Here is a 19,611-nt window from a genome sequence, read left to right on the forward strand (position 1 = left end):
TTTGCCTTCGATGTTTACCGCTCAAGGTCAAGCAGTCGGTAAGGGGTACGCCATTGCCAAAGCCGTGGTGATGAGCGCAGCAGCACTGGAAGTTCCTCATTATCGGATTGCAGCCGAAGACGTTGATTCTGAAAGTCAGCGCCTGTTAAGCGCCATGGCCAGTACTCGCGATGAGCTTCGCACCATGGTTGATCAGTTGCCTGTGGATGCCCCGCGCGAGCTGGCTCCCATATTGACTGTGCACAGCCTGCTGCTGGACGATCCCATGTTGACGCAGCAAACCTGCGCCATCATCGCCGAGCGGCACTACAACGCAGAGTGGGCCTTGACTTCGCAAGGTCAGATGTTGGTTGAGCAGTTCTCCCAAATGGAAGACGAATACCTGCGCGAACGTGGTGCTGATGTGCGCCAGGTTATCGAGCGGGTATTACGAGTTCTGGCAGGCAAGCCAGCCTTGTTGCCGGGTTTTTCTGCGGCTCAGGAAGAACCGCTGATTGTGGTCGCTCGAGATATTTCCCCAGCGGATATGCTCCGCTTGCGTGGTGGTCATTTTGCTGGCTTTTTGACCGACTTGGGTGGGCCAACCTCGCATACAGCGATTGTGGCCCGCAGTTTGAGTGTTCCTGCCGTAGTGGGCCTGGGAAGTTTCCGCAGTCTGATTCGCGATGGCGATTATTTGATTGTGGATGGTTTCTCCGGCGCGGTGATAGTGAATCCGTCTGAACCGGTGCTGGCTGAATACCGGGAACGTCAGCAGGCCTATCGTCGTGAACGGGCCGAGCTGGAGGCATTGCTGGATGCGCCTGCGATGACCTTGGATGGCATCCATGTTCGTCTGGAGGCCAATATTGAGCTTCCTGAAGAAGCCGAGCTTGCCTTGAAGGCGGGCGCCGATGGTATTGGCCTGTTTCGCAGCGAGTTTTTGTTTATGGGGCGCGCGGATCTGCCTTCTGAGCAAGAGCAATACGAGGCGTATTCTCGTGTTGTCAAGGCAATGAAAGGCAAGGTCGTCACTATTCGCACACTGGATATTGGTGCTGACAAGACTTTGGATGGTGACGCAACGGTAGCAACCAACCCCGCGCTGGGCTTACGCGCAATTCGCTATTGTCTGGACAAGCCTGAAATGTTTGCCACGCAGCTGCGTGCCTTGCTGCGAGCCAGTCAGTACGGGCAAATCCGTATTCTTATCCCCATGATTTCCTCCATGAACGAGGTCCATGCAAGCCGCCAGGCTATCGAGTCGGCGGCGCGGGAGCTGGAGAAATCCGGCACGCCTTTTGCTCGAAATTATTTATTGGGCGCCATGGTAGAGGTGCCAGCCATCGCTATTGCTATTGAGCCCTTTGTGCAGGAACTGGATTTTCTGTCCATCGGAACGAATGACCTGATTCAATACGTTCTGGCGGTAGACCGGGGAGATGCAGAAGTGGCCAACCTGTACGACCCCATGCATCCCGCTGTCTTGCGATTGATTGCGCATACCATCAATGCGGCTGACCGAGCAGGTAAACCTGTGGCGATTTGCGGGGAAATGGCAGGGGATGCCTCGGTCACTCGCATGTTGCTGGGGCTGGGCCTAAAAGAATTCTCCATGCATCCGCAGCAATTGCTGGATGTGAAAAAGGAAGTGCGTCTTTCGCATTCCAATGCCTTGCGCGTCAAGGTTGCCAGTGCCTTGAACCGGGCCGAGCGCATCGATTTAGCGACATTAGCCGCCTAAGTGGTTGAAAATAGATCAATTTAATTTGGCAAATATGTAACAAACCCCGGCTGTAACCCGATGAGGGATTCTGTTTGTAACAGGGTCTCGTATCCGGGTTTCAGGCTAGGTACTTGTTGTTAAAGGGTTTGTCACAAACCTTGAGCGATATCGTCAGAATATTTGAAATCAGGATTTACACTAATAGATTGGTCTGTATGCCTGGCACCGATAGAATGGCTCTTAGGGGAGTTGTAACAAACCCAAGGCCGAGCCGGAAGTCGCACCAGGCATCGGCCCATTCTATCTAGCGACCTTGGAATAGTAGAAAGGAAATCTTATGAAACTGACTCGTGCTCATTTTGCTGTCATGGCCGCTGCTGCTTCGATGACTCTTTTGGCTGCGTGTTCCAAAGAGGACGATAAAGCCGCTTCGAGCGCGCCACCGGCTCCTGTCGCTGCGCCACAATCGACGGCGCCTTCCACTGCACCTGCTCCCGAAGCTGACAAATCCATGGAGCAAAAAACGGAAGAGTTGAAGCAGGACGCCGCTAAAGTTGCTGAAGACGTCAAAAAAGAAGCAGAGGAACAGAAAGAAAACGCCAAGGAAAATGCTAACTCCTTGAAGGAAGATGCCAAGGCTGCCGGCGATAAAATCGCTGAAAAAGCAGACGAAGCCAAGGACGCTATGGCTGAAGCTGCCAGCCGTACTGGTGATGCGATTAAAGAAGGCGCAGCCAAAGCTGATAAAGCTATTCAGGACAAACTGGGTAATGGTGTTGACTCTTCACCATCTTCCGTTCCTTCAGAACAAGCCAAACCTTAAGGCTTGAATAATTGGGCAGCTTGTCTGGCCAGATGAAAAAAGCGGGTGCCTTTGGCACCCGCTTTTTCTATACTGCTGATAGTGTCAATATTTTCAGGAGAGGACCATGATTAATCGTAGCGAGTGGCTGGAAGATCTACAAAAAAATGTTTCGGAGCTGATCGCCAAAAGTCCGGCTGCCGATATTGAGCGCAATGTAAAAGCCTTTATGGGACAGGCCTTCAACCGTATGGACTTGGTCACCCGTGAAGAGTTCGATACTTACCAGTTGATGCTGGAGCGTGCGCTGGCTCGTGTGGCTGCTTTGGAAACACGTTTGCAAGCCTTGGAAGGGCGCCAAACTCCTGTTCCTCAGGAAGGTGATGCTCCTGCTCAAGAGGGCAGCCAAGGCTGATAACTTCATTTGAATACTGTTACTAGGCCTGGGGGTAGGGGCAAACATTCGGCCAGCCCCTTGCTTATTGCTGTTTTTCTTGTGTTGACCGGGGTGTGCGCCGCACTGCATGTGTGGAAAGTACCCCCGGCTTTGCCTTTTATGCAGCGGGAATTGGGCATGGACCTGGTGCAATCGGGTTTTTTGCTGGCGAGCGTGCAAATGGCCGGCATGTTGCTGGGACTAGGTATAGGACTGATTTCCGAGAAAATCGGCTTGCGCCGCTGCATTCTGACGGGGCTGGGCATTTTGAGCCTGGCTTCGCTGATTGGTTCTCTGTTTGAGCATAGTTCGCTGGTTTTATTGGGCCGCATGATAGAGGGTTGTGGCTTCTTGATGGTAGTGCTGCCCATTCCTGCCTTGATCAAACGTATTACCGATGCCGCACGTTTGAGCCGGGTCATGGGGTTGTGGGGCTGTTATATGCCTGCCGGAGCAGTCTTGATGCTGTGGGCTGGCGCTGCCTGGTTGGCAGTAGGCTCCTGGCGTACGCTTTGGGTAGTTCTGGGCGTATTGACGGCCATCTTCATGGTTTTGACCTTTCTTCTGGTGCCGCCGGATTCTCAAACTCAAACCAAGCGTGCGACGCAGGATGTATCCGCTTATCACTGGTCGAGCCTGTTGCGCACGACCTTAAGCTCGGGCCGGGTTTGGTTGCTGGCCTTGGCCTTTGGCGTTTACGCGGCACAATGGGCGGCGGTCGTGGGTTTTATGCCCACTATTTATAATCAGGCAGAGATGGCGGTTGGCACGGCTGGTTTGCTGACGGCCTTGATTGCGGCTGGAAATGTGGTGGGCAATCTAGGTGCGGGACGTTGCCTGCATGCGGGTATCCCGCCTCATCGACTGCTGCAAGCCGGCTATCTGGGCATGATTGCGTGTGCAGTTCTTGCCTTCGGACTGACACACAGTTTGGTGGTTCAATTTGTCGCCATTCTGCTGTTTTCGATTGTGGGCGGTTTGATTCCTGCTACCTTGTTTTTTCTGTCGGTTACGGCAGCGCCGTCGCCAGAGACCACCTCAACCTCCGTGGGCTGGGTGCAGCAATGTTCTTCACTGGGGCAGTTTGTAGGGCCACCTGTTGTGGCTTCGGTTGTGCATGCCTTGGGCGGATGGCAGTGGGCTTGGGTGGCGACGGTTAGTTTTGCCGTTTTGGGCTTGATCATTGCCTGGCGCTTGTCACGATTGGTTCTGCCCAATGGCCGTTAAGTTTTGCTCTGATCACAGTCGGATCATCAGAAGCAGATAATGAAGGAGCCAGCCCAGCAATGCTGGCTCTGTTTTTTTGAAGGGAAAGCAGCTGCATGCTAGTCAGTAATGTCCAGATTACAAGAGATGAATTGATTGATCTTTTGGCCGCCTCCCATGAGTCTTTAAGCTTTGAGAACTGCACTTTTGATGATGAGGATCTGTCGGGTCTGGAACTGGAGGGCTTGCAGTTTTCCGCTTGCAGTTTTCTGGATACCCGCTTTACACGGGCGCATCTGCAAGACACAGTCTGGCAACGCTGCAAGCTGGGGCAAGTGGATTTCAGTCTGGCTGATTTAAGCTCGGCACACTTTCGGGTGTGTGATCTGCACTTGAGCAAGTGGGTGCGTGCCCAGATTGCTTCGTTGCAGATCGAGGACTCCAAACTAAGTGGGGCTATCTTCAATGAAACCCGTGGTCTGGATTTGAGTCTGCGTGAATGCAAGCTGGTAGGGGCGACTTTGCGGGCCATTAATTTCCGCAAACAAACCCTGGTGCAACTGGATTTCTCTGATGCCGACTTGGGCGGCTGTGATTTTCAGGATGCGGTATTTGAAGGTGGCAGCTTGCGGGGCGCCAGTCTGCGAGGGGTGAACTTCAAAGGGACGGACCTGCGCAGTGTAGAGTTGGGTAGCATTAGCTTGTACGACTTGAATAACTCTTTCCAAGGCGCGTGCTTGTCCGTCGAACAGGCCGTCCAGTTGGTCAGCTCCATGGGTGTGCAGGTTCAGTAAGACCTGCAGGCCGTACAAGTACGCAGTGATGTTTTAAGGTAGGTATCTGGAGCTTCTTTTCCCTGGCAGGCAGACTGACTATTTGCCTTGGAAAGGGAGAAGGGCATATGTCCTTGGCCGTGCTGAACAGTTGTGCCTTGTCGGGCCTGGATTTCATCGATGTACGCGTTGAGGCGCATGTCGCGCCGGGTTTGCCCGCTTTCCATATTGTGGGTTTGCCCGATGCCGGTATTCGTGAAAGTCGCGAGCGCATACGAGCGGCCTTGCACGCCAGTGGTTTTGACTTCCCCGCCGCCCGGTTGACGATCAATCTGGCTCCTGCGGATCTGCCCAAAGATTCGGGACGCTTCGATTTGCCAGTGGCTTTGGCGATTTTATTAGCCAGCGGCCAGCTTAGTCGTCCGGATGATAAAGAGCGCGAGCAGGCAATTACCGGTTTGGATCGTTATGTGATGGCTGGGGAGCTGTCGTTAACCGGCGCTGTGGTCCCTGTTCAAAGCGCCTTGACGATAGCTTTGGGCATGGCGCGTCGGCATTCGGGACTTTGTCTGTTGCTGCCCGCGCAAAGTGCTGAAATTGCTGCATATGTGCCGGATTTACAGGTGCGTGGTGTGGCCAGTTTGGCTGAGGCTGCGGCCTATCTACGTGGCGATACCGAGCTGGAACAGACGGTAGCTCAGCCTTGGCCGGAACAGAATACGGATCAGCAGTTTTGTTTATCGGACGTGCTGGGACAGTCTTTGGCTTGTCGTGCGTTGGAGGTGGCCGCGGCGGGCGGGCATAGCCTTCTGCTAAACGGCTCACCGGGAGTGGGTAAGACGATGTTGGCCCAACGATTGCCCGGCCTATTGCCGGATTTGGATCGATACGCACAACTGGAAGTGGCCGCCTTGTATTCCTTTGTGCAAGAACAGGATTTTTTTAGCAGGCGTCCCCCATTTCGCGCCCCCCATCACAGCGTTTCCACTCCCGCCTTGATTGGCGGTGGTAGCCGGCCCAGGCCAGGAGAGGTGTCCTTGGCTCATCACGGCGTGCTGTTTCTTGATGAGCTGCCTGAGTTCAGTCGACGTTCTCTGGAGGCCTTGCGCGAGCCCTTGGAGCAAGGTTGTGTGCGTATCTCTCGTGCGCAGAAGCAGGCTGTCTTTCCGGCTCAATTTCAATTTGTGGCTGCTATGAACCCGTGTCCTTGTGGATGGGCGGCGAGTAAACATCGGGCTTGTCGCTGCTCTTTGGCTCAGCGAGAACTCTACAGGCAACGTTTGTCAGGACCCATGCTGGACAGAATTGACCTGTTGGTGACGATGAGTGAGTCTGATCCGGAACGTGATCAGGCCGCACAGTCATCCAGTCACGTACGAAAGCGGGTGCAAGAAGCCCTGGATAGGCAACTTGCTCGCCAGGGAAGCAGTAACGCCCATTTATCGGTTGCCAATCTCAGAGAGTATGCGGTTTTGTCTGAGGATGCGGTGCACTTATTGCTTAGCGCACGTAAACGTTGGCATTGGTCGGAAAGAGTGCAGGGGAGAGTGCTGCGTGTGGCGCGAACGATTGCAGATTTGGCAGGGATGGATCAAATTGTCCGTCACCATATTGCAGAGGCTTTGCAATTTCGTCCTGATTTGCCGTAACTCACACAGGCCCACAAGGGCGGATCAGCCGCTTGAAAGAGGAGGTAACGTTTAAGGCATATGGTCTTTGCACTTCGCTCAGGCTCAGGTCCAAAGCGCCTAGGGTTTTAGATTTGCAAGTTATGGATAAAGCCGTGCGCTGCGCCAGAGGACAAGGAAGAGGCTGTCGCGGAATTTTTCGCTACCAGCAAGATATTAGTATGAGTGTTTTCCTCACCTAGTTTATCGCTGGCGTTTTTTCTGGCTTTTTCTTAATTCGATTCAAGGGTGTGAGATTTTAAATAAAATACGTGGGCACCATCGATACCCTCCTTGAGGGTGAGTATCTTTTCAAATAGAGCGTTGCTGATTTCCAGCTTGGTTTGGAGGTAAATCAGACCGCTGACAAAATAAGCATCGCAGCCTAGAGCGACGACGGCACCATTTTCATTGTCGTCGCGTGTTGTTGTAGGCAGGGCTGCGCGGGTACGGGGGCTTGGGAGTGTTCAGCGCGTCAATCCATGTCACTACTTCTTTGTGATCAGTAAGTGGGTTCATGGTGCCACTCCGTATGCAAGACAGCAGGGCTTGCTGCTGCGTCAAAAGTTTTTTTTATTTTTTATCTGAAAAATCGCTTTTATAGAAAAACTTCACTTCTTGCGTGTATTCTTATTCCTATTTATCTTGTCTTTTATTTTATATTTCTATTTTTTCTTGATTGAATTTATTGTATGTGTTTTTCCAAAAATATGATCGCGTATATGAGTAATCAGGAGGCGGTGTGATTATGTTTTGGAATCTGCTCTATGGTCTTATTTGAGTTTTTTCTTTTTTTTCATTCCCTGAATACCCTGCTTTTAATCTCTATCTGATGATGTTTTGTATTTAATTGATTTTTTGCCTGTGCGCTATTTTTTCGTGTTTAAAGATGGTTTGGGGTGATGGGTGTTCCGAAAATAAGTGACAGGCACAGTCTATGAACGAGGTCGTCCCACACGATCGCCCGGATGCTGTGTGGTACCGTGCCCTAAGAAGAGACACTGCTCCTTGCTTTCCTTGATGGTCAGATAGCAAGGGCTCTACTATAAAAAATCCCCCTGATATCTGGACAATTTCCCAAGAATCACTCTATAATCAAGGGCTTTTCCCCTGTTTGGATCTGTTTCTGGCAGCGGGCAAAGAAAAAAATAAGTGCCTGTTGTGGGTCATACAAGTGTCCGCCAGCTTCCTAGGCGACCACCCGCAGACACAAATTAGTCGAGTAATTTCATGCCTAAAATGAAAACCAAAAAAAGCGCTTCCAAGCGCTTTGTGGTTCGTGGTAGCGGTTCCATCAAGCGGGGCCAAGCGTTCAAGCGTCACATTCTGACCAAGAAGACGACCAAGAACAAACGTCAGTTGCGCGGTGCCGTCGAGGTTCATAAAGCCGACGTCGCTTCCGTAAAAGCAATGATGCCTTTCGCTTAATTAGGGGGAATCACACATGTCACGAGTAAAACGCGGTGTTAACGCACGCGCACGCCACAAAAAAGTAATTGCCCAGGCCAAAGGTTTTCGCGGCCGTCGCGGTAATGTATTCCGTATAGCCAAACAGGCTGTCATGAAGGCTGGTCAGTACGCCTACCGTGACCGCCGTAACAAAAAACGCGTATTCCGCTCGCTGTGGATTACTCGTATCAATGCAGCCTGCCGCGAACTGGACATGAGCTACAGCCAGTTTATCGCCGGCCTGAACAAAGCCTCTATCGCTTTGGACCGTAAGGTTCTGGCTGACTTGGCTGTTAAAGACAAGGCAGGTTTTGCTGCTGTTGTTGCACAGGCTAAGAACGCTCTGGCTGCTTAAGCGGTATCTGACTGTATAGTTCACAAACGGGGCCTTTGGGGCTCCGTTTGTTTTTGGAAAGTAACACGCCATGACTTCCTCTCACGACGATCTGATTGCCCAGGCTCGGGCCTTATTTGAGCAGTCTCAGGACGCCGCCTCGCTGGAAAACGCCAAAGCTCGGTTTTTGGGCAAACAAGGTGCCATCACTGCCTTGATGAAAGGCCTTGCCCAGATGGAGCCGGAGCAGAAAAAAGCAGCAGGTGCCAGCATCAACGTGCTCAAGCGCGAAATTGAAGGTTTGCTGAACGATCGTCGTGCTGCCTTGGCGGCAGAACAATTGAACCAGCGACTGGCTCAAGAACAAATTGATGTGACTTTGCCTGGCCGGGGCCGTGGTACCGGTGGTATCCATCCGGTGATCCAGACCTGGCAGCGTGTCGAAGCCATTTTCCGCTCTATCGGTTTTGATGTGGCTGACGGCCCCGAGATCGAGAATGACTGGACAAACTTTACCGCTCTGAACAATCCAGAGAATCACCCGGCCCGCTCGATGCAGGACACGTTCTATATCGATATGAACGACGAGCAAGGTTTGCCTTATTTGCTGCGTACACACACCAGCCCCATGCAAGTGCGCTATGCCCGCATGAATCAGGCGCCAATTAAAGTGATTGCTCCCGGCCGCACCTATCGAGTCGATAGTGATGCCACCCACTCGCCCATGTTCCATCAGGTGGAAGGGCTGTGGATTGCCGAGGATATTTCCTTTGCCGACCTGAAAGGCGTTTACACGAATTTTCTGCGTGCTTTCTTTGAAAGCGATGATCTGGTCGTGCGTTTTCGACCTTCTTTCTTCCCCTTTACCGAGCCATCTGCCGAGATTGACATGATGTTCTCCTCCGGCCCCAACAAGGGCCGTTGGCTGGAAATCTCCGGTTCCGGGCAGGTTCACCCGCAAGTGGTGCGCAATTTCGGTTTGGACCCAGAGCGTTACATCGGTTTCGCCTTTGGTTCCGGACTGGAGCGCCTGACTATGTTGCGCTATGGTGTTAACGATTTGCGCCAGTTCTTTGAAGGCGATCTGCGCTTTCTGAAGCAGTTCAATCGTTGATTCCTACTTCGCGCCGCTGGGCCTCTTAGGCCCGGTCGGTTCCGGTATACGCCGTTTTACGTCTCCATCTTTGCATCATGTTATTTTCCGAATCGTGGCTGCGCCGCTTTGTGAATCCCAAACTGGGAACTGAAGAACTGGGTCATCAACTGACGATGGCTGGCTTGGAGGTTGAAGAAATTCAAGCCGCCGCGCCAGCGTTCGAGAATGTTGTCGTCGGCTTTATTGCCGAGATTGCCCCTCATCCTGACGCTGACCGCCTGCGCGTCTGCCAGGTCGATGACGGCTCGGGCAAGCTGCTGCAGATTGTGTGCGGTGCGCCCAATGCGGCTCAAGGCATCAAGATTCCAGTGGCCCGTGTGGGTGCGGAACTGCCCGGTGGCATGAAAATTGGCCCGGTCAAAATGCGTGGCGTGGAATCCGCCGGCATGTTGTGCTCGGGTCGCGAGCTGGGTCTGTCGCAAGATCACGATGGTTTGCTGGTACTGGATGCAGACGCACCCGTGGGCCAGAGCCTGCGCGAACTGCTGGATCTGGACGACCAGATTATCGAATTGAAATTGACGCCTAACCGTGCAGACTGTCTGTCCGTGCTGGGCGTGGCGCGTGAAGTGGCCGCTCTGACGGGCGAACCACTGACTCTGCCAGACTTCACACCTGTTCCTGTCACGATTGAAGATCGCGTTTCCGTTACCGTGAAAGACGCCGATCTGTGCGGCCGTTTTGCCGGCCGTGTGATTCGTGGCGTCAATGCGCGCGCCCAAACCCCGGACTGGATGAAAACCCGTCTGGAGCGTAGTGGCCAGCGTTCGATCTCCGCGTTGGTGGACATCTCCAATTACGTCATGCTGGAACTGGGCCGTCCTACGCACGTGTTCGATTTGCAGCGTGTACAAGCCGGTCTGGAAGTGCGTTGGGCACGTAAAGGCGAACAGTTGGAGCTGTTGAGCGGTTTGAACGTCGAGCTGGATACCGATGTTGGCGTGATCGCGGTTAACGATGTCCCGCAAAGCATGGCCGGTATCATGGGTGGCGAGCAAAGTGCTGTCACGCTGGATACCACTGACGTGTATCTGGAAGGCGCTTTCTGGTGGCCAGAAGCCATCATGGGCCGTGCTCGTCGCTACAAGTTTTCTTCCGATGCCAGCCACCGCTTCGAGCGTGGTGTGGACTTCGACTCCATTACTCAGCATCTGGAGCGCACCACAGCGCTGATCCTGGAAATCTGTGGTGGCCAGGCCGGTCCTATGGATGATCAGGTTGTAGCCTTGCCCGAGCGCAAGCCCGTTGCCATGCGCCTGGATCGCTGCCGCCGTGTTCTGGGTATTCCTCTGGAACAAAAGCAGGTTGAGAGCATCTTCACCTTGCTGGGCCTGGAGTTCTCGGTGGCTGACGGTGTCTTTACGGTCAACCCTCCCAGCTTCCGTTTCGACTTGACGATCGAAGAGGACCTGATCGAGGAAGTCGCTCGTATTTACGGTTTTGAAAATATTCCTGATCTGCCCCCGGTCGCGGCAGCGCAAATGCGTGTGCCGGCTGAGTCCTTGCGTGGCCCGCACGCCTTGCGCGCTGTGCTGGCTGCTCAGGACTACCAGGAAGTCATCAACTTCTCTTTTGTGCAAGAGTCTTGGGAAAAAGACATTAACGGGCAGGCTGATCCTATCCGTTTGCTGAACCCCATTGCCAGCCAATTGGCGGTGATGCGTACCAGCCTGATTCCTGGGCTGCTGGCCAATATCGAACGCAATGCCAACCGTCGTCAGTCGCGTGTGCGTGTGTTCGAGTTCGGCCGCGTTTTCATGCGCGATGCTTCCCAGGAAAATGGTCCTTTGACCGTGGCCGGTATCAATCAGCCCAATCGCATTGCGGCCGCTGCCTGGGGCCCTGTCGTGACCGAGCAGTGGGGCCAGCCTGATCGTCCGGTTGACTTCTTTGATGTCAAGCGCGATCTGGAAACCTTGCTGGGTCAACGTGCCGCTCAAGTCCGTTTCGAGCCTGAAGCTCACCCCGCCTTGCATCCAGGCCGTAGCGCCAGTGTGAAGCTGGATGGTAAAACCATAGGCTGGATTGGTGAAATCCATCCCCAATGGTTAAATGAATTTGGCCTGAGCCAGGCTCCCGTGGTCTTTGAGGTGGATGTCGATGCCATCTCTCACGACGAAGTGGTGCATGCTAAGGAAGTATCCAAGCAGCCCGTGGTGCAACGAGATCTGGCGGTTTGGCTGGATAAAGACGTATCCTATCAAGCTGTGCTGGATACCTTGAACCAGGTGCGCAGCACGGCAGCGGCCGCCGCCATCGTCAAGGACATTCAATTGTTTGACGTTTGGCGCGACAAGAACGATGCATCGGAAAAGAGTCTGGCGATTCGCTTCTGGTTGCAAGACAGCGCAAGCACGCTGGATGATGAGCGTGTCGAGCAATGCCTGGAGGTATTGTTGACGGCACTGGTATCCGTGCATGGCGCTCGGGCAAGGGCATAAGGAGACACAATGAACGTAGAGCGTACTTTGACCAAGGCGGATTTGGCCGAACTCTTGTTTGAGCGCGTTGGCTTGAATAAACGTGAAGCCAAAGATATTGTGGATACTTTCTTTGCCGAGATTCGCGACTCTTTGGCCGACGGTGTGGAGGTCAAGCTGTCCGGTTTTGGTAATTTCCAGGTGCGGGACAAACCCCCGCGTCCTGGCCGTAACCCCAAGACCGGCGAAGTGATCCCTATCTCGGCCCGCCGAGTGGTGACTTTCCATGCCAGTCAGAAGCTCAAAAGTGTAGTCGAAGGGGCGCCCGTGGCACCCGAGGATGACCAGGACTGAGCCCTGGTACGTTTGCGTACAGTTTTGCCTGACTGAACGTGTAAAATCATTCCTATTGTCGATCAGCATCAGTGGCCATGAGCACAAACGAAAAGACGGCGACCTTGCCACCTATCCCTGCCAAGCGTTATTTCACAATCGGTGAAGTCAGTGAGCTTTGCTTGGTCAAGCCCCATGTCCTGCGTTATTGGGAGCAGGAATTCACGCAGTTAAAGCCCGTCAAGCGACGCGGTAACCGACGCTATTACCAGCACCACGAGGTGCTGCTGATACGCCGGATTCGCGGCTTGTTGTACGACGAAGGCTTTACGATCAGCGGGGCGCGCAATCGCCTGGGCGATGGCCCAGATATGCCTTTTGATCAGGAAGCGGCCGTGCGACTGACTGGCCAGGAGATGCAGGCTTTGCGCACTAATCTTGGCCAGATCCAGACAATGTTGGATCAAGCCTTGGCAATGACCGATCCGGGCTCGGCCCAGTAATTCGGAATTGCTCAGCAGGAAAGAAGGTCGGCCTTGGAGCCGGCCTTTTTCATGGAAGGAACACGCAGTGAACTTACGTAGTCAGGCTTTAAAGGCTTTGTTAGTGCAAGATCCCGTTGGCAAGTTGGCAGCGGTAAGGGCAATTGCTCATGGTTTGCCCGTAGGGGCAGACGAACATCTGGACGAGCCGGCAGGTGTGCCAGGACGGCCCCAGGGTTTGTGTTTTGTCAGCCCTCAACAGGTTCCCAAGCGTTCCGTGCGGACTGTTCAGGGTCGCGCTGCCTTATTGCATTCTCTGGCTCATATTGAGTTCAATGCCATCAATCTGGCTCTGGACGTGTTGTGGCGTTATCCAGGTTTGCCGGACTCGTTTTATGCGGGCTGGTTGCAGGTGGCGGTGGAGGAGGCGTTGCATTTTGAGCTGCTAAGCAATCATCTTCAAACACTCGGTGTCTGCTATGGGGACTTGCCCGTCCATGACGGGCTGTGGGAGATGGCTGAGCGAACGCGCTTTGATCTGTTGGCGCGTCTGGCCTTAGTGCCGCGCACCCTGGAAGCGCGGGGGCTGGATGCTTGCCCCCTGGTGCATCGTAAGTTACTGGATGCCGGAGATGAAAAAGCGGCTGCGATTATCGCCCTCATTTTGCGTGATGAGGTTGGGCATGTCGCGTTGGGCAATTACTGGTATCGCAAAGTCTGCCAAGAGCAAGGTTTACCTGACTTTGATACCTATGGTCAGTTGGCACAGCGCTATCGCGCGCCACGTTTGCGCGGTCCCTTTAATCGCCAAGCCCGCCTGGAGGCGGGCTTCACGGTCGAGGAAATCGACGAGCTGGAACGGCTGGATGCTGCTTTTAAGAGCGGGTTGCCGACGAGTTAGCTTCCGTATTGGCCTGGGGCAGATTATCCAGCTGTCCAAAGCTGACGATGCGGCCAATATACAGAACGGGGCCTTCTGGTGCACCGCTATTGGAGCCGCCTTTTGCCTCCAGGGTCATTTCAAAAATCTGCTCGTCTTCTACGGTGCCAATCAAAGCAGCGGGTACCGTGATGGGACGATTGGGATCAATCAAGCCCAAAGAACGGATTTGCGTGCCACGCGGCGTGTGTGTCCACAGTTGTACCGACTGCGTGGCGTTGACTTCGGTGTTGACCTTGGGCACTAGCAAGACATTGCCTTGTGGATCCACCGTAGCAATCCAGGCCGGGGTCGAGGATTGGCCGGGGGCCTGCAAAATGGCAGCTTGACGCGGCTTCATCTCAATAACGTTGATGGGGGGCTCGGAGTTCAGGTTCATGAGCAAGGCAATGACCAGGCCCAGAATCACGATAGCCGCCAAGCCACCTAGCAAAATTGGCATGGGCATGGCAAAGCCAAGGGACTTGCGTTCGCCTTCAACGGGTTCGGGTCTGCGTTTCTGCTCTATCGCCACAGATTCAGGTTCGCTTTTCGCGGACTTTTTCTTCTCTGCCACTGGGGGCGCAACTGTCGGCGCTGGATCGGGTGCGGCAGTAGCGGCTTTTGTGGCTGGGTCAGAGTCGGCGCGTAGCAAGGTGGGGAAGGGCGGCGTGTGATCGTCTGCCTTGCTGCTCGGGTTAGTGTTGTTGTCTGACCAGCGAGGTTCAGTGCGAGTGGCAGTTTGCGTTTGAGCCGCGCTGGTCTTTATGCCGGGTTCCTGACGTTCCGACTTGATGGCTGGAGTGCTTGCACTGGCGTTGTTGGCGCTGTCAGGCTTGGATGATTCGTCAGCGCCAGTGGCCGTGTTGCCAGCCTGGTGACGTGCAGCAGGTGGTGGCAAGCCCAAGGTGTGGTGGATATGGGCCAGGCTAGTGGGCGCGGGCAATGTTGGGGGCAGGCAGTCCACCAGTTCCAGCCAGGCATGTTCCCAAGCCAATGCCAGACGCGCGGCCTGATCATTTTGCTGCATCAGGCTATGGGCTTGAACCAGCTCATGTTGGCTGAGCAGACCCAGGGTGTACTCGCCAATCATCACGGCGTGACGTGGGTCGTTGATATTGCCTTCATTGATCAGGGGAGTGAGCTGCTGCAAGCCATGTTGGACCACCGCGCGTAATTGGGCGGGAGAGCGGTTCAGTTGAGGGCCCAGTTGTTCGTAACTGTTGCCGTGCAGGTAAGCATGGATCATGGCACGTTGACTGGTGCCATCGAGCTTGCCCATGGCAGGGATAAAACGTTGTCCAGCTTGTGGCTTGATGGCGGGCAGGGCGTAATGGTTGTCGCCGCTTTGCGTGCGTTGACGCAGTCGAGCCAGCAGCCTGAAGCGCAGAATGCTGTAAATCCAGGCGCGTCCTTCGCCCAGGTCTGGGTCATAGCCGGCGGCATTCTTCCACAACAAGACAAAGCTATCGCGCAGAACTTCTTCGGCATCAATACGGCGGCCCAATACGGCCTGGCCTAAGGCCAGCATCAAGGGCGCTTCCTGGCTGTACAGCACATCCAGCGCCTGGCTGTCTTGTGCGGCTAGCTGATCCAGGGAAGAAGAATACGAAAAAGAAGAAGACGGCATGGATGGGTTTTGCACGGTAAAGGGATTCAAGAGCCATATGTCCGCTATCAGACGCTGTTTTTGTTTTGTTTGCGCCTGTTTCAGACAAGCAGGTATTGTATGCCTTTCGCTGAGGGCTTGAAGGTAACAAAGTGCTGGATTGCCAGCATTTTCTTTGCAGTGGCAGGACGTGAATTTCCCCATCTGCAGCACTGGAGGCTTGATGGCTGACGCCTTTGCTGCCGCTACTGTGGTGTGCAGACCAATAATCAGCCCAACAAGCACGCCGACGGCAGGGTCTTGGCAGGGGTGGCGAGTGTAAAAGGCTATACTGCTTGGCTAGGTGCTGCCTGGTTGTTGTTGGTGATTAGTCAGGTAGCGGGCCTCTTTTCTGTATTCGTATCAAGGGCATAGCAGGAGCCTGCCTGCCAGTGGAAAGTATCGTTTGCTTGTCCCGCCTTGATTTCAGCGTTGTGCTGTAACTTATTTTTAAGCTGTCTGCGGTTCTTCGGCCTTGTGCTGGTGGACTCGGGCCTGTTGCGTGTGCCTCCTCGTCCTGAAGTGCTTGATGGTGTCTCCGGTGGTCTGAGCACCCTGAAATCCTTATTTCCTTACGTTTGGCGATTCAAGACTCGTGTGGTCTTGGCCTTGTCCTGTTTGCTGCTGGCGAAAGTCGCTACGGTGATGATGCCGATTTACCTAAAGCGGGTGATCGATGCCTTGAGTCTACCTGCGACCGCGCTGATGCTGCCGGTAGCCGCGTTGTTGGGATATGGTGCTGTGCGTCTGGCCTCCAGCGCTTTGGGTGAAATACGGGATGCCTTGTTTGCGCGAGTCACGCAAGGTTCGGTGCGCCTGATTGCGAACCACGTTTTTCGTCATTTGCTCGATCTGTCCTTGCGCTTTCATACCGAACGTCAAACGGGTGGTTTGAGCCGGGACATTGAACGGGGCACCAAAGGCGTCAGCTTTTTGCTAAATTTCCTGGTCTTCAATATTTTGCCGACCTTACTGGAAATTGCTCTGGTCTGTGGGATCTTGCTTTGGCGTTACGACTGGGTCTTTGCGGCGGTGACCCTGGGGACGATTGCTGCCTATATTGTGTTTACCTTGCTGGTGACAGAGCGGCGCATGCGTTATCGGCGCGCCATGAATGACCTGGATAGTCGTGCCAATTCGCGCGCAATTGACGCCTTGCTCAATTATGAGACAGTCAAATACTTCGGTAACGAGGACTACGAGATCAATCGCTACGACCAGAATATGGGCCAGTGGGTTCATGCTGCCGTGCGTAATCAGGTATCGCTGAATCTGCTCAATATCGGTCAGGCCTCGATTATCAGTGTTGGGGTGACAGCCTTGCTGTTCATGTCGGCGCAAGGTGTGCTGGCCGGAACCATGACGGTCGGTGACGTTGTGCTGGTGTCCGCCTTCCTGACTCAGCTTTATGCGCCTTTGAACTTTCTGGGCTTTGTTTACCGCGAGATCAAGAATTCCCTGGCCGATATGGAGCGCCTGTTCTCCTTGCTGCGTCGCAAGCAGGAAGTGAAAGATGCGCCGAATGCTCAGGTCTTGTCCTGTGAGCAGGCGGGCGTGCGTTTTGAGAACGTCAGCTTCGCCTATGACAGCCGCCGCAAGGTCATCCAGAACCTGAGTTTCGAGATTCCCGCAGGCAAGACCGTTGCGGTAGTTGGGTCTTCGGGCGCCGGTAAGTCCACTTTGTCGCGCTTGCTGTTCCGTTTCTACGATGTGACGGAAGGCCGAATCCTGTTTAATGGTCGTGAGCTGCATGAGTGGACGCAGGACAGCTTGCGTCGTCATATCGGTATCGTTCCCCAGGACACGGTCCTGTTCAACGATACGATTTTGCACAATATTGCTTATGGCCGTCCTGACGCCAGCACAGAGCAAATCGTGGCCGCGGCCCGCGCCGCCAGTATCCACGACTTCATCGAAAGCCTGCCCGATGGTTATGACACGGTTGTGGGCGAACGTGGCTTGAAGTTGTCCGGGGGCGAAAAACAGCGGGTGGCCATTGCTCGCACCTTGCTGAAGAATCCGCCGGTGCTGATTCTGGATGAGGCCACCAGTGCGCTGGATACCCGCACGGAACGGGCGATTCAGGCGGAGTTGAACGAGATTGCACGCGAGCGCACGACCTTGATCATTGCCCACCGTCTGTCCACGATTACAGACGCGGATTTGATTCTGGTTCTGGAGCGTGGGCAGATCGTGGAGCAGGGCACACACAGCGAACTTTTAGCCCTGGATGGCACCTATGCCCGTATGTGGAATATCCAGCAAAGTCTGCAGGGATAATTTGACCATATAGTACCAAAGCAGTACTATATAGTTCTACGACCTGTTCAGAGAGAAGGAATGCTGCGAATCAGTAAAATCATTGATTACGGCACTTTAGTGCTGACACACATGGCTGGCGATCCAGACCGTGTGTTCAGTGCGTCTGACTTGGCCGCCATCCTGGGTTTGGGCCAACCAACTGTCAGCAAGGTGCTTAAACTGCTGGGCCAGCACGAGCTGGTGATCAGTAGCCGAGGCGCACGCGGAGGGTATGTATTGGGCCGCCCCGCCAAACAGATAAGTGTAGCGCAGATTATTGATGCACTGGAAGATCAACCCTTTGGCTTGACTGAATGTGTTGCCACTCCTGGAGCCTGTTCCGTGGAGTCAGATTGCCATATACGCAGTAATTGGCAGCGTATCAACGATATTGTCCGTCGCACCTTGGAAGAGGTCAGTGTTGCAGACATGATACGTGTGCCCGTTAATGAATTTCCCCTGACACACAAGCCGGGTCCCGAATTGAAAAACAGAAACAAGGCGAGCACCTCCAACGTGGAGTTAACCGAATGAGTACCGTCAACGAACATCTGGACACCTTCCTCGATCGTGATTACGAGGCAGGCTTTGTCACCGACATCGAGTCTGAAACCATACCGAAAGGTCTGAACGAAGACGTCATCCGTTTCCTGTCCGCGAAAAAACGCGAGCCGGAGTTCATGCTGGAATGGCGCCTGGCTGCCTACCGCCAGTGGCTGACCATGAAATACCCCAAGTGGTCGATTGTGGAATATCCACCGATCGATTTTCAGGACATCAGCTATTACTCCGCGCCCAAGAGCAAGGCCGACGGCCCCAAGAGCCTGGACGAGGTGGATCCTGAGTTGTTGCGCACCTATGAAAAACTGGGTGTGCCTTTGCACGAACGCGCTCGTCTGGCCGGTGTGGCCGTGGACGCCGTGTTTGATTCCGTCTCGGTTGCCACCACTTTCCGTAAAGAGCTGGAAGAAGTCGGTGTGATCTTCTGTTCCTTTTCCGAAGCCGTGCGTGAGTACCCGGAGTTGGTACAGAAATACCTGGGTACGGTAGTCCCTCCTAGCGATAACTTCTACGCCGCTCTGAACTCGGCGGTGTTTTCCGATGGTTCCTTTGTGTACATCCCCAAAGGCGTACGTTGCCCCATGGAGCTGTCCACCTACTTCCGTATCAATGCGCGCGATACCGGTCAGTTCGAGCGCACCCTGATCATCGCGGAAGAGGGGGCTTCGGTCAGCTATCTGGAAGGCTGTACGGCGCCGATGCGTGATGAAAACCAATTGCACGCAGCGGTCGTGGAGCTGGTCGCCTTGGACGACGCCAAGATCAAGTACTCCACCGTACAAAACTGGTACCCCGGTGATAAGGACGGCGTAGGCGGTATTTATAACTTCGTCACCAAGCGTGGCGAATGCCGTGGCGCACGCTCGCACATCTCCTGGACGCAGGTTGAAACCGGCTCGGCCATTACCTGGAAATACCCCAGCGTGGTCTTGCGTGGTGATGACTCTCAAGGCGAGTTTTATTCGGTCGCCCTGAGCAACCATCGCCAACAAGCCGATACTGGCACCAAGATGATTCATATGGGTCGCAATACCCGTAGCACGATTATCTCCAAGGGGATTTCGGCGGGCCAAGGTATCAATACCTATCGCGGCCTGGTTCGTATTACTCCCAAGGCAGAAAACGCCCGCAATTACACCCAGTGTGATTCGCTGCTGATTGGCAAGCGCTGTGCAGCACATACCTTCCCAACCATGGAAGTGCAGAACCCCAGCGCCAGTGTGGAACACGAAGCAACGGCTTCGCGCATTGGCGAGGACCAGCTCTTTTATGCCATGCAGCGCGGCCTGACTGCCGAAGACGCCGTCTCCATGATCGTGAACGGCTTTTGTAAAGAAGTGATTAAAGAATTGCCCATGGAGTTTGCGGTCGAAGCACAGAATTTGCTCGGCGTCAGCTTGGAAGGCAGTGTAGGTTAAG

The 19,611-nt window shown here is 54.2% G+C and carries 17 protein-coding genes; 16 read left to right on the forward strand and 1 reads right to left on the reverse strand.

All coding sequences use genetic code 11. The annotated features are described in order from the left end of the window. Positions 1–10 precede the first annotated feature (10 nt). From ptsP to OKX01_RS08560, 13 genes are all read left to right on the forward strand, one after another. Positions 11–1,723: a phosphoenolpyruvate--protein phosphotransferase gene (ptsP, locus tag OKX01_RS08500; protein WP_264672872.1), complete on the forward strand. Its 1,713-nt coding sequence runs from the start codon at positions 11–13 to the stop codon at positions 1,721–1,723. A 319-nt stretch (positions 1,724–2,042) separates the two neighbouring features. Then, the gene (locus OKX01_RS08505) at positions 2,043–2,528 is read left to right on the forward strand and encodes a hypothetical protein (RefSeq protein WP_094196580.1); all 486 of its coding nucleotides are present in this window, start codon (positions 2,043–2,045) and stop codon (positions 2,526–2,528) included. Positions 2,529–2,634: 106 nt separating this feature from the next. Beyond that, positions 2,635–2,922 carry an accessory factor UbiK family protein gene (locus OKX01_RS08510; protein ID WP_094196581.1) on the forward strand — a complete coding sequence of 96 codons (288 nt, stop codon included), beginning with the start codon at positions 2,635–2,637 and terminating at the stop codon, positions 2,920–2,922. Positions 2,923–3,015: 93 nt separating this feature from the next. Next, positions 3,016–4,170, forward strand: coding sequence for a CynX/NimT family MFS transporter (locus OKX01_RS08515; protein ID WP_264672873.1), 1,155 nt, complete (start codon positions 3,016–3,018; stop codon positions 4,168–4,170). Between the two features lie 131 nt (positions 4,171–4,301). Next, complete coding sequence (locus OKX01_RS08520) at positions 4,302–4,943, forward strand: pentapeptide repeat-containing protein (protein WP_240631426.1); 642 nt, start codon at positions 4,302–4,304, stop codon at positions 4,941–4,943. Between the two features lie 107 nt (positions 4,944–5,050). Continuing rightward, positions 5,051–6,571, forward strand: a complete 1,521-nt coding sequence (locus OKX01_RS08525) for a YifB family Mg chelatase-like AAA ATPase (RefSeq protein WP_121738847.1) — start codon at positions 5,051–5,053, stop codon at positions 6,569–6,571. Between the two features lie 1,248 nt (positions 6,572–7,819). Next, positions 7,820–8,017 carry a 50S ribosomal protein L35 gene (rpmI, locus tag OKX01_RS08530; RefSeq protein WP_003800367.1) on the forward strand — a complete coding sequence of 66 codons (198 nt, stop codon included), beginning with the start codon at positions 7,820–7,822 and terminating at the stop codon, positions 8,015–8,017. Positions 8,018–8,033: 16 nt separating this feature from the next. After that, positions 8,034–8,393, forward strand: coding sequence for a 50S ribosomal protein L20 (gene rplT / locus OKX01_RS08535; RefSeq protein ID WP_009454390.1), 360 nt, complete (start codon positions 8,034–8,036; stop codon positions 8,391–8,393). A 70-nt stretch (positions 8,394–8,463) separates the two neighbouring features. Beyond that, positions 8,464–9,486 carry a phenylalanine--tRNA ligase subunit alpha gene (gene pheS / locus OKX01_RS08540; RefSeq protein WP_094196585.1) on the forward strand — a complete coding sequence of 341 codons (1,023 nt, stop codon included), beginning with the start codon at positions 8,464–8,466 and terminating at the stop codon, positions 9,484–9,486. A 77-nt stretch (positions 9,487–9,563) separates the two neighbouring features. Then, complete coding sequence (gene pheT, locus OKX01_RS08545; protein WP_264672778.1) at positions 9,564–11,969, forward strand: phenylalanine--tRNA ligase subunit beta; 2,406 nt, start codon at positions 9,564–9,566, stop codon at positions 11,967–11,969. Between the two features lie 9 nt (positions 11,970–11,978). Beyond that, entirely contained in the window at positions 11,979–12,302 is a 324-nt protein-coding gene (locus OKX01_RS08550; RefSeq protein ID WP_009454385.1) for an integration host factor subunit alpha, read from the forward strand. Between the two features lie 77 nt (positions 12,303–12,379). Next, complete coding sequence (locus OKX01_RS08555) at positions 12,380–12,784, forward strand: MerR family transcriptional regulator (protein ID WP_108727425.1); 405 nt, start codon at positions 12,380–12,382, stop codon at positions 12,782–12,784. 67 nt (positions 12,785–12,851) lie between these two features. After that, a complete protein-coding gene (locus tag OKX01_RS08560; protein ID WP_094196588.1) occupies positions 12,852–13,664 on the forward strand; it encodes a ferritin-like domain-containing protein in 813 nt (270 codons plus the stop codon). On the opposite strand, the gene OKX01_RS08565 is transcribed toward OKX01_RS08560, so the two are convergent. After that, positions 13,639–15,312, reverse strand: a complete 1,674-nt coding sequence (locus OKX01_RS08565) for an anti-sigma factor domain-containing protein (RefSeq protein ID WP_264672779.1) — start codon at positions 15,310–15,312, stop codon at positions 13,639–13,641. The two genes, OKX01_RS08560 and OKX01_RS08565, sit on opposite strands and share 26 nt — an antisense overlap. A 516-nt stretch (positions 15,313–15,828) precedes the next feature. Between OKX01_RS08565 and OKX01_RS08570 the strand changes: the two genes are divergently transcribed. Genes OKX01_RS08570 through sufB form a run of 3 tightly spaced genes read left to right on the forward strand, consistent with a single transcriptional unit; the run spans position 15,829 to position 19,610 of the window. Further along, positions 15,829–17,610, forward strand: coding sequence for an ABCB family ABC transporter ATP-binding protein/permease (locus OKX01_RS08570; RefSeq protein WP_094198338.1), 1,782 nt, complete (start codon positions 15,829–15,831; stop codon positions 17,608–17,610). A gap of 60 nt (positions 17,611–17,670) precedes the next feature. Continuing rightward, complete coding sequence (locus OKX01_RS08575; protein ID WP_094196590.1) at positions 17,671–18,165, forward strand: SUF system Fe-S cluster assembly regulator; 495 nt, start codon at positions 17,671–17,673, stop codon at positions 18,163–18,165. Next, positions 18,162–19,610, forward strand: a complete 1,449-nt coding sequence (gene sufB, locus OKX01_RS08580) for a Fe-S cluster assembly protein SufB (RefSeq protein WP_094196591.1) — start codon at positions 18,162–18,164, stop codon at positions 19,608–19,610. The genes OKX01_RS08575 and sufB overlap by 4 nt, the downstream gene beginning before the upstream one ends. Position 19,611 lies beyond the last annotated feature (1 nt).

The sequence above is a fragment of the Alcaligenes sp. SMD-FA genome (genome assembly GCF_025960365.1).
In the GTDB taxonomy this organism is placed as follows: domain Bacteria; phylum Pseudomonadota; class Gammaproteobacteria; order Burkholderiales; family Burkholderiaceae_B; genus Alcaligenes; species Alcaligenes aquatilis.

Coding starts and splice junctions, on each gene's coding strand:
- OKX01_RS08575 (WP_094196590.1), top strand. CDS start 17,671: ATGCTGCGAATCAGTAAAATCATTGATTACGGCACTTTAGTGCTGACA.
- rpmI (WP_003800367.1), top strand. CDS start 7,820: ATGCCTAAAATGAAAACCAAAAAAAGCGCTTCCAAGCGCTTTGTGGTT.
- rplT (WP_009454390.1), top strand. CDS start 8,034: ATGTCACGAGTAAAACGCGGTGTTAACGCACGCGCACGCCACAAAAAA.
- pheT (WP_264672778.1), top strand. CDS start 9,564: ATGTTATTTTCCGAATCGTGGCTGCGCCGCTTTGTGAATCCCAAACTG.
- OKX01_RS08510 (WP_094196581.1), top strand. CDS start 2,635: ATGATTAATCGTAGCGAGTGGCTGGAAGATCTACAAAAAAATGTTTCG.
- OKX01_RS08565 (WP_264672779.1), bottom strand. CDS start 15,312: ATGCCGTCTTCTTCTTTTTCGTATTCTTCTTCCCTGGATCAGCTAGCC.
- OKX01_RS08555 (WP_108727425.1), top strand. CDS start 12,380: ATGAGCACAAACGAAAAGACGGCGACCTTGCCACCTATCCCTGCCAAG.
- pheS (WP_094196585.1), top strand. CDS start 8,464: ATGACTTCCTCTCACGACGATCTGATTGCCCAGGCTCGGGCCTTATTT.
- OKX01_RS08550 (WP_009454385.1), top strand. CDS start 11,979: ATGAACGTAGAGCGTACTTTGACCAAGGCGGATTTGGCCGAACTCTTG.
- sufB (WP_094196591.1), top strand. CDS start 18,162: ATGAGTACCGTCAACGAACATCTGGACACCTTCCTCGATCGTGATTAC.
- OKX01_RS08505 (WP_094196580.1), top strand. CDS start 2,043: ATGAAACTGACTCGTGCTCATTTTGCTGTCATGGCCGCTGCTGCTTCG.
- ptsP (WP_264672872.1), top strand. CDS start 11: ATGTTTACCGCTCAAGGTCAAGCAGTCGGTAAGGGGTACGCCATTGCC.
- OKX01_RS08525 (WP_121738847.1), top strand. CDS start 5,051: ATGTCCTTGGCCGTGCTGAACAGTTGTGCCTTGTCGGGCCTGGATTTC.